This is a genomic window from Streptomyces sp. NPDC048338 (genome assembly GCF_043201055.1).
Classification (GTDB): domain Bacteria; phylum Actinomycetota; class Actinomycetes; order Streptomycetales; family Streptomycetaceae; genus Streptomyces.
On record NZ_JBICYQ010000011.1, the window covers coordinates 162367 to 176169 of the forward strand.

A 13803-nucleotide genomic window follows, 5' to 3' on the forward strand; every position below is an offset into this window, starting at 1 on the left:
GGCGTCCGCCCCGTCGGTGCAGGTCCGGCCCGCCCCCCTGCGTCGTCAGCGGATCAGGCGCTCGATCTCGACGGAGACGGCTTCTCTCACCAGCTCGTGGGCGTGGGGCAGGGGCAGGGCGCCGCTGAGCCAGCGGGTGCTGAGCCCTTCCAGCAGGCCGGTGAGTCTTTCCGCGGAAGCCGTGAGGGCCGGCGCCGGGGCCGTGGGGCGAACGCGGCCCAGCAGGTCCGCGACGTCGTGGATCCACATCAGGGTGGCCCTGGCGAGATCTCCGCGCAGTTCGGGTTCGAAGATCGCGCTGGCCCGCAACTCCCCCCAGGCGATGCTGTTCTCGCGGACTTCGGGGAGGTCCTGGAACTCCAGGAGGAGGGACTGCTCCAGCTCCTGCCGGGCGTCGCGGGGGGTGGCGGTGCCGTCTCCGTCGCAGGTGTACCGGTCGGCCCGGTCGCTGATGAACTCGAGGGTGTGGCGAAGGGTGCCGGCCCGGTCCTTGAAGTGGTAGTAGATCAGCGCGGTGGACACCCCGGCCTCGGCCGCCAGCGTCTCCATGCGCAGTCCGCGCACCCCGTGCCGGGCTATGACCCGGGCGGCGCCTTCCAGGATGGCCCTTCTGCGGTCGGTCGCCACGCGTTCCCCTCCTGAAGCGGTCTGAACCGACAGTGTCGCATATTGACTGAATCTTTAGTTAGAGTCACTGTGTGCGGATCCGATCGGCCGCCCCGCGCCAGCCGTTCCGTATCGTCGAAAGAGCCCTCACATGTCCGCTCAGCCTTCCGGTGACCGGCCCGCCCACGCGGCGCTGTCGGCCGACGACCCCCGCGAGATCGGCGGATACAGACTCCATGCCCGACTGGGCTCGGGCGGCATGGGCGTGGTGTACCTGGCCCACACCCCCGGCGGCCGCCCGATCGCGCTGAAGGCGGTGCGGGAGGACTTCGCGGGCGATCCCGAGTTCCGGCAGCGCTTCGCCCAGGAGGTGGCCAGCGCGCGGCGCATCCACGGTCTCTTCACCGCCCAGGTGGTCGATTCGGGCGTGGACGCCCCGACCCCGTGGCTCGCCACCGCTTACGTTCCCGGACCGTCCCTGCACCAGGTGGTCCAGCGCCACGGCCCGCTGCCGGTGCGAACGGTCCTGCTCCTCGTGGCCGGCATCGCCGAGGCACTGGAGGCGATTCACCGGGCCGGCGTCGTCCACCGCGATCTCAAGCCGGCCAACGTCCTCATCGCCGAGGACGGACCCCGCGTCATCGATTTCGGCATCGCGCGTGCGGCGGACGCCGGCGCGTTGACCGGTACGGGGCTGCGGATCGGGACCGCGGCGTTCATGGCGCCCGAGCAGGCGCTGGGGCGGCCGGTGTCCTCGGCGACCGACGTCTTCGCGCTCGGGGCGCTCGTCGCGTACGTGTCGAGCGGGGAAGCCCCCTTCGGGGCGGGACCGGAGTCGACGGCGCTCTACCGGGTCGTCCACGAACAGCCCGACCTCACTCAAGTGCCCCACGACCTGCGGGACCTCGTCGCCTGGTGCCTGGCCAAGCGGCCGGAGGGCCGCCCCGGGACGGCGGACCTGATCGCAGCCGTCCACGCGCATCCCCTGGTGGGGCCCCGGCCGGAGTTCACCGACGGCTGGCTGCCCCGATCGATCGGCGGCGAGGTGGCGGGGCGGGCGGAGACGGCGGAGCGACCGGTGCCGGTACACGCGCACGTCACCCTGACCGCCCCGGAACCCCCTCCTGCTCCCGCCGCCCCCGGAATCGAGGGCGCTCCCTCTCCGCGTCGGGCGAGGAGGGGTGGGCGGCGTCCGGTCCTGAAGGTTCTGGCGACGTTCGCGGTCCTCGCCCTCATCGGCGGTGCCGTTCATCTGCTCGCTCCCCTGCTGCGGGCGAGCGGATCGGCCGGGGACACGGGTGACGGTCCTGCCCGGCCCTCCTCCTACACACGGAGCAACGAGGTCGAGTTGACCTCGCCCGATGGCACGTACGAATTCGACCTGAAGGCCGGGAAGGTCGTTCCCGCGGATACGGCCTCCTGGTATCTGGCGCCTGACGCCTCGGAGTTCGTGCTCCCCGAGGACGGCGACGCCTTCGTTCCGGCGGGATACGAACTCGGCCCGGCCGACTGCGTACAGGGCATCGAGACGGGCCCGGTCACCCGGATCGCCTACGCGGATCTGGCCGGCGAGCGCCCCTTCTGCGTCCGTAGTCCCGACGAGCGGGACATCGTCGTCGTGCGGCTGGTGGAGGCCCGGCCCGACGGTCGGGTCACCGCGTCGTTCGAGCGCTACCACCGTACGTAGCGGCTCGCGGCCGCCGCCCCGCTCGACCGGTACGACGTGCGGCGTGTACCGGCTCTGCCTCTTCCGTCACTGGTCAGGGCCGTGATCTCCCGGGCGGGAGGGGCCCGGTATGGTTCGGGCCATGGCGTCTCGCAGCACTCAGATTCTCGAAGCCGCCGCCCGGGTGATCGCCCGGCGCGGGGTCCGTGGCCTGCGCGTGGAGGAACTGGCCGCCGAGGCGGGCGTGTCCACCGCGCTGATCTACTACCACTTCAAGGACCGCACCGGGATCCTGCTCAAGACGCTGGAGTTCATCAACGACCGCGCCGGGCGCTACACCACCCACCGCGACCCGGACGCCGAGCCGCTCAGCCCCCGTGAGGAACTGGACCAGACACTCCTGCTGGAACTCCAGGACACCACCGAGGTCAGGGAGAACAGCAGCGCCTGGGGCGAGTTGCGGGCCAGCGCCGTCTTCGACGAAGTCCTGCGCGAAGACCTGGCACGAGCCACTCTGGTCTGGATCCAGGAGGTGGCGGCCCTGCTGGGAGGTGTCCGGCCGACGGCCCCGGCGGTCGCCCTCGCGGCCTCCGCCGAACGGCTCACCGCCCTTCTGGAGGGGCTGAGCATGCGCTGGCTCAGTGGCACTCTCCAGATCTCCCACGCCCGGACCCTGATGAGCGAGGCCATCGAGGCCGAGGTCGAACGACTGGGCCGCCCGGACGCTTCCCGCTGACCTGTCATGCACTGACTGGAATTTCAACAATCGCGTCATCGGAGCCGCCCTCCCGGGTCACCCCGCCGGGAGGGCGGCCTTTTCATTGCCTCAAACCGCCCATTACCGCCCAAAGGTGAGCGCTCTACGGAGGAAATCTTGCCATCGCGACTCTTGACTGAATTTTCAGTCGAGGGCAGGATTCTGTTCACACCGCGTACCCGTCCCCCCCGCCTCGGCCGGATCGAGCCGGCCACCGCCGACGGGTGCTTCTGGCGAGACGAAGAGAGACCCGTGATGACTGCGTTCCGTATGCCCGCCGAGTGGTCCGAGCACGAGGGGTGTCTGATGGCCTGGCCCGTCCGTGAGGACCTGTGGGGCGGCGTGCTCGACGACGCCAAGGAGGAGTACGCGAACGTCGCCCGGGCCGTCGCCGCGTTCGAGCCGGTGACCATGGTCGCGCCGCCCGGCCACGGCGAGGAGGCCGCGAAGCGGTGCGGCCCGGAGGTCGCGGTGGTGGAGATGGCGCAGGACGACTCCTGGTTCCGCGACTCCGCCCCGCTCTTCGTGCTCGACGGCGACGGCAACCGCGCAGGGGTGGACTTCCGCTTCAACGCCTGGGGCCGCAAGCACCACCCCTACGACTCCGACGACCGGATCGGCGCCCTCCTCCTGGAGCACCTCGGAGTCGAGCGCGTCCACTCCGACATGGTCCTGGAGGGCGGGGCGATCACCGTCGACGGCGAAGGCACCCTGATCACCACCGAGCAGTGCCTGCTGCACCCCAACCGGAACCCGGGAATGGACCGGAACCGGATCGAGGCGGAACTGAAGTCCCGGCTCGGCGTCGACAAGGTGGTGTGGCTCCCGTACGGCGGCCTGCTGGACACGGAGACCGACGGGCACGTCGACGGCGTCTGCGCGTTCGCCGCCCCCGGCAAGGTCGTCGTCTCCCTGCCCGAGGACCCCGGCCACCCCGACCACGCCCGCATGCGGGCCAACCGCGCGGTCCTGGAGGCCGCCACCGACGCCCGCGGCCGGCGGTTCGAGATCGTCGACGTCCCGCAGACCGCGTTCGTCGGCATCGCCGGCGGCGAGGTCGAGGTGTCCTACCTGAACTACTACGTGGCCAACGGCGGCGTCGTCGTCCCGGTGGCCGGCCTGCCCCAGGACGACGAGGCCCTCGCGGTCATCGCCGAGGCGTACCCCGGACGCGAGGTCGTCGGGGTGCGGGCGCCCGCCATCGCCTTCGGCGGCGGCGGGGTGCACTGCATCACCCAGCAGATCCCCGCCGCGACCGCCACCGCCTGAACCGACACCGGACCGCTCCGGGAAGGCTGCTCCGCCGACTTCCCACGCCGCACCCCTCACGGAAAGAGAGCGCGACGATGACCCCACCCCGGCCCCCCGGCGGGCTGCGCCCGCCCGGCAGACGCGGACGGATCGCCGCGACGACGGCCGTCCTGACCTCCCTCGCCGTCCTCGCGGCCTGCTCCGGTCCCCCCAAGGACCCGGGCGTCACCGGAAAGGAGGTCACACTCTCCACCTCCACGCCCCGGGCCCGTGGCGAGATCGACTCCTTCACCTGGGCCGTGTACGCCGAGCCGCCCACCCTCGACTACACGGTGGCCTTCGACTACCCGCAGAACACGATCCTGTCCAACGTGTGCGAGAGCCTCATGCGCTGGACACCGGGGCTCACCCTCGAACCGGGCCTGGCGCGCAAGGCGTCGAACCCCGCCCCCACCACCTGGGTCTACGATCTGCGTCCCGGCGTTCGCTTCCACGACGGCAGGACGATGACCGCCGACGACGCGGTCCACAGCCTGAACCGGCAGCGGGACCCGCACAACGCCGCCGCCTGGGCGCAGAGCTTCCAGAACGTCGCCTCCATCCGCAAGACCGGCCCGCTCCAGATCACGGTCGAACTGAGGAAGGCCGACTCCCAGTTCCCCCAGTACATGGCCACCGCCGCGGGCGTGGTCGCCTCCAAGGCCGGCATCGAGGCATCGGGCAAGGACTACGGCACCTCGGGCGGCCTGTCCTGCACCGGGCCGTTCGAGCTGGGCACATGGAGGAAGGGCCAGTCGATCGAGCTCGAACGCTTCGACGGCTACTGGGGGACCAGGGCCAAGGCGAAGAAGGCCGTCTTCCGGATCCTCACCGATCCCTCGGCCCGCACCAACGCCCTGCTCAGCGGCGAGGCCGACGGCGGCTACCTCATCCCCACCGAGAGCTACGGACGCCTGCGCGACAGCGGCGTGGGCACGCTGTATTTCGGGGAGGGCCTGAGCACGGTCAACGTCAACATCACCAACATGCGGGGCCCGCTCGGCGACGTCCGCGTACGCCGCGCGCTGTCCCTGGCGCTCGACCGGTCCGGATTCGTGAAGGCCGGCCTCGGCGGCGCGGGCACCGCCACCGGTTCCCTCACCACCCGCGCCGCCTGGGGGAACGCCTCGGAACGGACCCGGCAGGCCGCCTTCGCGTCGTTGCCGCCCACCACACCGGACATGCGGAAGGCCGAAGCGCTGATACGAGAGGCCGGCGCCACGGGCAGGACCCTGACCGTCGCCACCAGCGCCATCGGCCAGGACGTCTCCCTCCTGGCCACGGCGATCCAGGCCGCCGGCACCAGGATCGGCCTCGACATCCGCCTCAAGACCATCGCCCCCAACGCCTTCACCGCCCTGTTCACCGACCCCCGGGCCCGCGAGGGCATCGACATGTTCCCGCTCACCTACTACGACTCGATCACCGACCCGCTGGACCTGCTGACGAACTTCAAGACCGGCGCCTACCTGAACTTCGCCGGCTACAGCGACAAGCGCTACGACGCCCTCGTCGACCGGGCCACCTCCGTCTACCAGCCCGAACAGCGCATGAGGATCGAGGTCGAGCTGCAGAAGCACGCCGCACAGCAGCTCCTGTGGATCCCGGTCGCCGAGTGGCCCACCGCCCTCTTCCTCAACAAGAGGATCACCGGAGCCCCCGCCACCATCGCCTACATGTACTACCCGTGGGCCGCCGACGTGGGGGCCGCGAAGTGAGCTTCACGAGATTCGCCGTACGGCGCGTCGCGGAGATGGCGGCCACCCTGCTCGCCGCCTCGTTCGTGGTCTTCGGCGCCATGTACCTCGCACCGGGCAGTCCGGCCGCTTTCCTGCTCTCGGGACGGTCCGCCTCGCCGGAGGCACTCGCCGCGATCAACACCCAGTACCACCTGGACGATCCGTTCCTCGTCCGCTACCTCCACTGGCTCGGCGACGTCGTACAGGGGGACTTCGGGCGCTCCCTCACCTACCGCACCGACGTCTCCCGGCTCCTGGCCGACCGCCTCCCCACCACCCTGCTGCTCGTCGCGATGGCGCTGGTCGTGGTCGTGGTGATCGGTCTGGTCCTGGGGTGGATCGGCGCCGTACGCGGCGGAGCCACCGATTCCACGCTCCTGGTCGGGACCACGCTCGCCGTCGGCACCCCGTCCTTCGTCGCGGCCGTGCTCCTCCAGGCGCTGTTCGCGGTCGAGCTGGGGTGGTTCCCCAGCAGCGGCGCCGGAGACGGCTTCCTGGACAAGCTCCGGCACCTGACGCTGCCCGCGGTCGCCCTCGCCCTCTACCTGATCGGAATGCTCGCCCGCGTCACCCGCTCCGCCATGCGCGAAGCGCTCGACAGCGAACACGTCACGGTCGCCCGGAGCCGGGGCGTGCCCGAGGGCCGGGTCGTCCGCCGCCACGTCTTCCGCAACTCGCTCGGCACCGTCCTCACCACCGGCGGACTGATCGTCTCCACCCTGCTGGTCTGCACGATCCTCGTCGAGACCGCCTTCAGCATCGGAGGCGTCGGCCAACTCCTGGAACTGTCCACCACCACCAAGGACTTCCCGACCGTCCAGGCCGTCTCCCTCATCGTCGTGGCCCTGTTCATGACGGTGAACCTGATCGTCGACCTCGTCCTGCCCCTGGTCGACCCGCGCGTCACCCTCGGATCGAGGAGTTCCTCCCCATGACCGCCGTCCTGACCCGCCGGCCCGGCCTCTCCAGGATCCGCACGGCCGAGTCCCCGCTGTACCTGCTCTGTCTCGGCCTGGTCGTGCTCGTCACCGCCGCCGCCGTCCTCGCGCCATGGCTGGCGCCCCACGACCCCAACGCGGTCGACCTCGGCGACGCCCTGGCCGGCCCCTCCGCCGAACACGCGCTCGGCATGGACGCGGCCGGCCGCGACACCCTCTCCCGGCTGCTCCTCGGGGCCCGCACCTCACTCCTCGGCCCTCTCGGAGTCGTGGTCCTCTCCACCCTCGCCGGAGTCGTCGTCGGCACCGCGGCAGCCTGGCGCGGCGGATGGCTGGACTCCGTCCTGTCCCGCAGCACCGAGCTGGTCTTCGCGTTCCCCGGCATGCTGCTGGCGATCCTGATCATCTCGGTCCACGGCGAAGGCCTGCTCGCCCCCGTCCTCGCCCTCTCCCTCGCCTACCTGCCGTACGTCAGCCGGCTCACCCGCTCCCTGGTCCTGGCCGAACGTGAACGCCCGTACGTCAGCGCCTACCGGGTCCAGGGCCACTCGGCCCTCCAGATCTGCCTGCGCCACGTCCTGCCCAACATCGCGCCCGTCGTCCTCGCCCAGTCCACCATCAACTTCGGCTACGCGCTCATGGACCTCGCCGGACTGTCCTTCCTCGGCCTCGGCGTGCCCGCGCTCACCCCCGACTGGGGCCGCATGGTCTTCGACGGCCAGACCGCGGTCCAGCACGGCTACCCGCTGTCCGCGATCCTGCCCTGCCTCCTCATCGTGCTGACCGTCGTCGCCTTCAACGTGGTCGGAGAACGCTGGGCCGACCGCGTCGCAAGGAGAGACCGATGAACACACTCGACATCCAGGGGCTGCGCGTCACGCTGCCCGGCACGGCCCGCCCCGTGCTCGACGGCGTCGACCTGCACGTCGCCGCCGGCGAGACCGTCGCCCTCGTCGGCGAGTCCGGCTCGGGCAAGAGCCTCACCTCGCGCAGCGCCCTGGGCCTGCTGCCGCCCGGAGCCGTGGTCGAAGGCGCCGTCCGCGTACACGGACGGGACGTGCTCACCATGAACGCCAAGGAACTGAGGGCCCTGCGCACCGGCACGGTGTCCATGATCTTCCAGGACCCGCGCGCCGCCCTCAACCCGCTGCGCCGCATCGGCGACTTCCTCACCGAGAGCGTGACCCTCACCAGGACCATGGGCCGGCCGGAAGCCACCGCACGCGCCGTCGAACTCCTCGAAGCGGTCGGTCTGGACGCCTCCGCGCTGCGCAAGTACCCCGGCCAGGTCTCCGGAGGCATGCTGCAACGCGTCATGATCGCGGCCTCGCTGATGGGCGATCCCGCCCTCCTCCTCGCCGACGAACCGACCACCGCGCTCGACGTCACCACCCAGGCCGAGGTCGTCGCCCTCCTCGCGGAACTGCGCGAACGCTTCCGCACCGGCCTCCTCTTCGTCACCCACGACCTCGACCTGGCCGCCGCCATCAGCGACCGCGTCTACGTCATGTACGCCGGCCGCATCGCGGAGAGCGGCCCCGCCCAAGCCCTCTTCGCCCACCCCAGGCACCCCTACACCTCGGCGCTGCTCGCCTCCACCCCCCGCCTGGAAGCCCCCCGGGGCAGGCTCACCGCCATCCCCGGCCAGCCCCCGGACCTCCGCCGGGAACTCCCCGGCTGCCCGTTCGCCGTCCGCTGCCCGCTGGCCACGGAGATCTGCGACCTGGGCGCCCCCGACCCGAGCCCCGCCGCCGGGCTGCCGCTCCACCGGGCCGCCTGCCACCACAGCGACCTGCTCGAAGGGAAGCACGCGGATGCCTGAGAACGTACTGGAGGCCGTCGGACTCCACCGAGCCTTCGGCGGCGTCCGCGCCGTGGACGACGTGTCGTTCACCCTTCCCGAAGGCGGCTCCCTGGGCATCGTCGGCGAATCGGGCTCCGGCAAGACCACCACCGCCCGGATCGTCGTCGGCCTGGAACGCGCCGACGCGGGCGAGGTCCGCGTACGGGGCCGGGCCCGCGACGCGCGAAGCCGGGGCAGGGCCCGGCGCCTGGCCCGCGCCCGGGAGGTCCAGATGGTCTTCCAGGACCCGTACCTCTCCCTCGACCCCAGGACCAGCGTCGAAGGCGTCCTGCGCGAAACCCTTCGCCTGCACTTCCCCGGAACCGACCACGACCGGCGGATCCGGGAACTGCTCGACCAGGTCGGCCTGGGGACCCGCGCCGCCGAGGCGCGGCCGCGGCAGCTCTCCGGCGGCCAGCGCCAGCGGGTCGCCATCGCCCGCGCCCTCGCGGTCGAACCGGCCGTCCTCGTCCTGGACGAGGCGGTCGCCGCCCTCGACGTGTCCGTACAGGCGCAGATCCTCAACCTGCTCGCCGACATCCGTGAGGAGACCCGGGTGGGCTACCTGTTCATCACCCACGACCTCGGCGTGGTCCGGTGCGTCACCGACGAGATCGTCGTCATGCGCCGGGGCGCCGTCGTCGAGGCCGGCCCCACCGATGAGGTGCTCGCCGCGCCACGACACCCCTACACGCGGCTCCTGCTGGAGTCCGTGCCCCGCCCCGGCTGGGATCCCCGGGCGATCGCCGCCGCCCGCCGGGCCCTCTGACGACCCGGTCGCGTCCGCCCCCGGTGAGCGCACGCACCGGTGCCCGCGGAGCGGCCGGGGCGACCCCGCTCGACACCACGGGACCGAGCAGCCGGCTCGGTCGGTTCCACGCCGCTCGTCCGCCACCCGCGCGAGCGCTCGCTGAAACAGGAGGTCACCATGAACGATCATCCCGCAGGCCGCCCCTCACGCGGAGGCCTGAACAGACGAGGATTCCTCGCCGCCGCCGGAGCAACCGCCGTCGGCGCGGCCCTCGCGACGTCCCTCCCGGAAAGGGCCGACGCGGCCGCGGGCGCCTTCCGCGTCCCGGTGGAGGACGTCCGCCACACCCGTACGTGGATGGCGTGGCCCGACAGCACCGCGATCTGGTCCGGCAAGCTGAGCGGAGTGCAGGCGGACATCGCCCTGATCGCCCGCACGATCGCGAAGTACGAACCGGTCGTCATGTGCGCCAACTCCGGCAGCGCCGCCAGGGCCCGCTCGCTGTGCGGCTCCTCGGTCACCGTCATCAGCTCCATCCCCGTCGACGACTGCTGGATGCGCGACACCGGGCCCGTGTTCCGGACCGACGGCCAGGGCGGCCTCGACGCCGTCGGCCTCAACTTCAACGGCTGGGGCGACAAGCAGACCCACGCCAGGGACAACCTCGTCGCCGGACGGATCGCCTCCTACGTCGGCGTACCGATCACCTACGCCGGCCTCGTCGGCGAAGGCGGTGCCATCGAACAGGACGGCGCCGGCACCCTCATGGCCACCCGCAGCAGCCTCGTGAACCGCAACCGCAACCCCGGAATGACCGAACGCCAGGTGGAGTCCGCCATGCTGGCGGCCTACGGCGCCTCCAAGGTCATCTGGTTCGACGGCGTCCGCGGCCAGGACATCACCGACGACCACGTCGACGCCACGTCCCGCTTCCTCGCCCCCGGCGAGGCCCTGGTCCAGATGCCCCTCGCGTCCGAGAACGACGCCTACGCCCGCGACGCGAGGCAGCAGTACAGCATCCTGTCCGCCTCGACGTCCGCCAACGGCATCCCGATGGACACGATGCGCCTGCAGGGCCCGGACTACGGCAGGATCCGCTCCGCCGACCCGGACTTCCTCGCCTCCTACGCCAACTTCTACCTCTGCAACGACGCCGTGATCAGCGCCCACTTCGGCGATCAGCGCGCGGACACGGCCGCGAAGGCGACCCTGGCCCGCCTCTACCCGGACCGTGTGATCGAGCAGTTGAACATCGACCGCCTCGGCACGGGCGGCGGCGGCATCCACTGCGTCACCCAGCAGCAACCCGTCCGCTGACACCCCGCACGACCGCCGGTGCGGTGACGGCCCACGTCGCCGCACCGGCCCTTCGGCAGGTGTCCGCCACCGCCCGGTGTGTGAAGTGATCCCGCTCCCGAGGTCAACCCGGAGCGCCAGGTGCGGCTGAGCTTCCCGAGCCGACTCCCGTCAACGATCATTTCGCGCCACGCGTGGCCAACTCCGCTGCCTCCGATGTCTTTTGGGCCCCTCCAGCAGCTGTTGGCGATATGTTCGTCCTGCCCGGTCAGGCCACCGGGAGGTGTATCGGACGGCGGCACGAGGGACCGGCGGGAGCAGATGAGCACAGGGCAGTCAGACGGAGGGCGGGACCAGCGGTGGAGGGTCCTGCGGAGTACGACGCTCCGGCTGCTGAGCGCGACGCTCGTCGGTGCGCTCATCGGGCTTGCCGTCTTCAGCATGACCCAGGTCACGAGCCGTAGCCTGTTCGTGATCACCGGTGGCATCGCGGGCGCGGCGGCGGTACTGGTGGTGCAGTGGTACCAGCGCACCGCCCGCCTCACCGAGGTGAAGGTCACGGTCCCACAGCTGAGCGAACTCACCTTCACCGTCAACAACGATTCCCGGCAAGTGGCCTGGCAGATGTTCGTGGAGACGGTCACGAGGGTGTCCACTCAGCCGCTCGCCAGCGATCAAGGAGTGGTCCGCGAGTCCCTCACGTCGATGTACGGCCTCTTCGCGACGACGCGCGAGACGCTCAAGGCCGCCCGCCCCTCCGCCGCGGTCCCGGGCGGGCAGACGGTGGAGTACCTGGCCATCACCATGCTCAACCAGGCGCTCAGGCCGTTCCTGTCCCACTGGCACCCTCGCCTGCAGGAGTTCGAGAGGAACCACCCCGACAGCCGGGAGTCCGAGTGGCCGGAGAACGAGACCTGCCGGGCCGCGCTGCGGGTCGTGCAGCGCGACGTCTACGACTACGCGGTCGGCTTCGCCCGCCTCGCCGGCGTGCGTGAGGCCGAGGCGCTGATCGGAGTCGTTCCCGCCCCGCGTGCCCCCGGCGACGGGGCCGGGGCCGGCCAGGCCCGTGCGGCGGGCGGCGGTACGCGGCCCAGCGATTGATCGCCGCCCGGGTGGCAGGTCGGCGGCGGTGTCCCGGCGGGCCGACGACGGTTCGCCGGTTCCGATCCGAAACGGGGGAATGTCAGGTGTCTCGTCGTCCATCACCAGGTGCGCGTCGACGGTCCTCACGACTCAGCCCCCGGTCGGCGGTGACGCGGACCGCGCTCCTGGTCTCGGCGCTGGCGACGGCTTTCGCCGCCGGATGCGGCGAAGGCGGCGAAGCAGGGCCGACGGCCGGACCCGGATCGGGAAGCCGTTCGCCGTCGACTTCTCCGGGGCAGGGGCGTTGGCTTTCAGCCCTGACGGATCGACCCTGGCCACGGCGAGCGACGACACCACGGTCCGACTCTGGGACGTCCGCAGCCAACGGCAGGTCGGCGCGCCCATCGGCATCGGTGACGCAACGGGGACGGTACTCAGCCCGAACGGCCGGACCCTTGCCGTCGTGGGCACGGACGACACCGTGCGCTTCTGGAACCTCGCCACGCGTCGCCCGACCGGCGCCCCTCTGGTCGCGGGAGAGATAGCACTGGGCTCGCGCGTGTCCTTCAGCCCGGACAACGCCGTACTGGCCATCGCCTCACGTGACGTCGACTGTGGGATGTCGCGACCCGCCGTCTCGTCGGCACGCTGCCGCTCGGCACGAACGACGCCATGTCGCTGGCTTTCAGTCCGGACGGCAAGACCCTCGCCACCGCGAGCCGTGACAGCACCGTCCGCACCACCGCGAGCAGATCGGGCATGCGCTGGTCGGCCATCGCAGCGGGGTCACCTCCGTGGTGTTCAGCCCCGACGGGAGAACGCTCGCCACCGGCAGCATGGACCAGACGGTCCGGCTCTGGGACCTCGCCACCGGGCGCCAGATCGCCGATCCGCTCGAAGGACATGCCGCCGGTGTCGTCGGTGTGGCCTTCGGCCCCGGCGGCCGAACCCTGACCAGCTGGAGCGAGGACCGAACCGCACGGCTGTGGAACGTCGAAGCGACGGTCGACCCGGTGCGTTTCCTCTGCCGATGGGCGCGAGGAGCCTTCACCTCCGACCGCTGGCGCGAGGAGGTGCCGGCGGGGCCCGCGCCCCGCCCCCTCTGTCCGGACTCCTGACCGGTGCGCCGTTCGCGGAGCATCGGGTAGGGATGACGTTCCTTCGCCAGGTACCGCCTCCCCTCCCGTCGCCGGCGAGCGTTCTACGGTGGTTCGATGCGATCTGTGCCGAGATGGTCCCTGATCTCGTCGGGTTGTGCCCCCGTCCTGCTCATCGGAGGCTGGACGGTCGCCGCCGCGCTGGAGGGGCCCGCCTACGATCCCGTCAGCCAGACGATCAGCGTGCTCGCGGCCTACGGCGCCGCGGGGTTCTGGGTGATGACGACGGCCCTCTTCGCCCTGGGCGTCTGCCACCTCCTCACCGCCTGGGGGCTCCGCCCCGCGGCGACCGCCGGGCGGGTGGCGCTGGCGTGCGGGGGAGTCTCCGCCCTGGCGGTCGCGCTGGTTCCGGCACCCAGCAGCGGCGGGTCCCTGCGCCACGGCTCGGTCGCCGCGGTCGGCTTCGCCCTCCTGGCCGCCTGGCCGGTGCTGGCCGCCCGCCGCGGAAGCCGCGCCCCCTGGGGCTTGCGACCCGTGCCCGCCGCCACGGCCTCCGCCCTGATGGCCCTCGGCGCCGCCTGGTACCTCGTCGCCACGCAGGGGCACGGGACCGCCGGCGTCGCCGAGCGCTTCGTCACCTGCCTCCAGGCGCTCTGGCCCTTCGTGGTCGTCGCCTCGTGCCTGCGCCGTTCCGGCGAGCGGGAGACCCCGAGCGGCCCGGCCCGCGGGTGACGGGG

13 protein-coding genes and 2 pseudogenes are annotated in these 13803 nt (G+C 71.8%); 14 read left to right on the plus strand and 1 reads right to left on the minus strand.

The annotated features are described in order from the left end of the window. Nucleotides 1-45: 45 nt before the first annotated feature. Entirely contained in the window at nucleotides 46-627 is a 582-nt protein-coding gene (locus ACGFZF_RS25320; RefSeq protein WP_393557585.1) for a TetR/AcrR family transcriptional regulator, read from the minus strand. A 130-nt stretch (nucleotides 628-757) separates the two neighbouring features. Here ACGFZF_RS25320 and ACGFZF_RS25325 point away from each other — a divergent pair, with 130 nt between their 5' ends. From ACGFZF_RS25325 to ACGFZF_RS25390, 14 genes and pseudogenes are all read left to right on the plus strand, one after another. Continuing rightward, nucleotides 758-2293: a serine/threonine-protein kinase gene (locus ACGFZF_RS25325; protein ID WP_393557587.1), complete on the plus strand. Its 1536-nt coding sequence runs from the start codon at nucleotides 758-760 to the stop codon at nucleotides 2291-2293. A 121-nt stretch (nucleotides 2294-2414) separates the two neighbouring features. Further along, nucleotides 2415-3008 carry a TetR/AcrR family transcriptional regulator gene (locus ACGFZF_RS25330; protein ID WP_393557589.1) on the plus strand — a complete coding sequence of 198 codons (594 nt, stop codon included), beginning with the start codon at nucleotides 2415-2417 and terminating at the stop codon, nucleotides 3006-3008. 276 nt (nucleotides 3009-3284) lie between these two features. Beyond that, nucleotides 3285-4298: an agmatine/peptidylarginine deiminase gene (locus ACGFZF_RS25335; protein ID WP_393557591.1), complete on the plus strand. Its 1014-nt coding sequence runs from the start codon at nucleotides 3285-3287 to the stop codon at nucleotides 4296-4298. A 77-nt stretch (nucleotides 4299-4375) separates the two neighbouring features. Beyond that, nucleotides 4376-6037 carry an ABC transporter substrate-binding protein gene (locus tag ACGFZF_RS25340; protein WP_393557593.1) on the plus strand — a complete coding sequence of 554 codons (1662 nt, stop codon included), beginning with the start codon at nucleotides 4376-4378 and terminating at the stop codon, nucleotides 6035-6037. Continuing rightward, entirely contained in the window at nucleotides 6034-6993 is a 960-nt protein-coding gene (locus tag ACGFZF_RS25345) for an ABC transporter permease (RefSeq protein WP_393557595.1), read from the plus strand. The genes ACGFZF_RS25340 and ACGFZF_RS25345 overlap by 4 nt, the downstream gene beginning before the upstream one ends. Beyond that, complete coding sequence (locus tag ACGFZF_RS25350) at nucleotides 6990-7844, plus strand: ABC transporter permease (RefSeq protein WP_393557597.1); 855 nt, start codon at nucleotides 6990-6992, stop codon at nucleotides 7842-7844. The genes ACGFZF_RS25345 and ACGFZF_RS25350 overlap by 4 nt, the downstream gene beginning before the upstream one ends. Next, entirely contained in the window at nucleotides 7841-8818 is a 978-nt protein-coding gene (locus tag ACGFZF_RS25355) for an ABC transporter ATP-binding protein (RefSeq protein ID WP_393557599.1), read from the plus strand. The genes ACGFZF_RS25350 and ACGFZF_RS25355 overlap by 4 nt, the downstream gene beginning before the upstream one ends. After that, nucleotides 8811-9608 carry an ABC transporter ATP-binding protein gene (locus ACGFZF_RS25360; RefSeq protein ID WP_393557601.1) on the plus strand — a complete coding sequence of 266 codons (798 nt, stop codon included), beginning with the start codon at nucleotides 8811-8813 and terminating at the stop codon, nucleotides 9606-9608. The genes ACGFZF_RS25355 and ACGFZF_RS25360 overlap by 8 nt, the downstream gene beginning before the upstream one ends. A gap of 159 nt (nucleotides 9609-9767) precedes the next feature. Then, entirely contained in the window at nucleotides 9768-10907 is a 1140-nt protein-coding gene (locus tag ACGFZF_RS25365) for an agmatine/peptidylarginine deiminase (RefSeq protein ID WP_393557603.1), read from the plus strand. 420 nt (nucleotides 10908-11327) lie between these two features. After that, nucleotides 11328-11987, plus strand: a complete 660-nt coding sequence (locus ACGFZF_RS25370; RefSeq protein ID WP_393557605.1) for a hypothetical protein — start codon at nucleotides 11328-11330, stop codon at nucleotides 11985-11987. 202 nt (nucleotides 11988-12189) lie between these two features. Beyond that, nucleotides 12190-12333: pseudogene (locus ACGFZF_RS25375) on the plus strand (WD40 repeat domain-containing protein); the annotation flags it as partial. 308 nt (nucleotides 12334-12641) lie between these two features. Continuing rightward, nucleotides 12642-12695, plus strand: a pseudogene (locus ACGFZF_RS25380) (hypothetical protein); the annotation flags it as partial. 38 nt (nucleotides 12696-12733) lie between these two features. Beyond that, complete coding sequence (locus ACGFZF_RS25385) at nucleotides 12734-13087, plus strand: WD40 repeat domain-containing protein (protein WP_393557871.1); 354 nt, start codon at nucleotides 12734-12736, stop codon at nucleotides 13085-13087. A 96-nt stretch (nucleotides 13088-13183) separates the two neighbouring features. Further along, nucleotides 13184-13798: a DUF998 domain-containing protein gene (locus ACGFZF_RS25390; protein ID WP_393557607.1), complete on the plus strand. Its 615-nt coding sequence runs from the start codon at nucleotides 13184-13186 to the stop codon at nucleotides 13796-13798. Nucleotides 13799-13803: the final 5 nt, after the last annotated feature.

What these genes read in the sequence shown, in the direction of transcription:
- ACGFZF_RS25365 (WP_393557603.1), top strand. Translation starts at nt 9,768, where the DNA reads ATGAACGATCATCCCGCAGGCCGCCCCTCACGCGGAGGCCTGAACAGA.
- ACGFZF_RS25350 (WP_393557597.1), top strand. Translation starts at nt 6,990, where the DNA reads ATGACCGCCGTCCTGACCCGCCGGCCCGGCCTCTCCAGGATCCGCACG.
- ACGFZF_RS25340 (WP_393557593.1), top strand. Translation starts at nt 4,376, where the DNA reads ATGACCCCACCCCGGCCCCCCGGCGGGCTGCGCCCGCCCGGCAGACGC.
- ACGFZF_RS25360 (WP_393557601.1), top strand. Translation starts at nt 8,811, where the DNA reads ATGCCTGAGAACGTACTGGAGGCCGTCGGACTCCACCGAGCCTTCGGC.
- ACGFZF_RS25370 (WP_393557605.1), top strand. Translation starts at nt 11,328, where the DNA reads ATGACCCAGGTCACGAGCCGTAGCCTGTTCGTGATCACCGGTGGCATC.
- ACGFZF_RS25330 (WP_393557589.1), top strand. Translation starts at nt 2,415, where the DNA reads ATGGCGTCTCGCAGCACTCAGATTCTCGAAGCCGCCGCCCGGGTGATC.
- ACGFZF_RS25390 (WP_393557607.1), top strand. Translation starts at nt 13,184, where the DNA reads ATGCGATCTGTGCCGAGATGGTCCCTGATCTCGTCGGGTTGTGCCCCC.
- ACGFZF_RS25355 (WP_393557599.1), top strand. Translation starts at nt 7,841, where the DNA reads ATGAACACACTCGACATCCAGGGGCTGCGCGTCACGCTGCCCGGCACG.
- ACGFZF_RS25325 (WP_393557587.1), top strand. Translation starts at nt 758, where the DNA reads ATGTCCGCTCAGCCTTCCGGTGACCGGCCCGCCCACGCGGCGCTGTCG.
- ACGFZF_RS25335 (WP_393557591.1), top strand. Translation starts at nt 3,285, where the DNA reads ATGACTGCGTTCCGTATGCCCGCCGAGTGGTCCGAGCACGAGGGGTGT.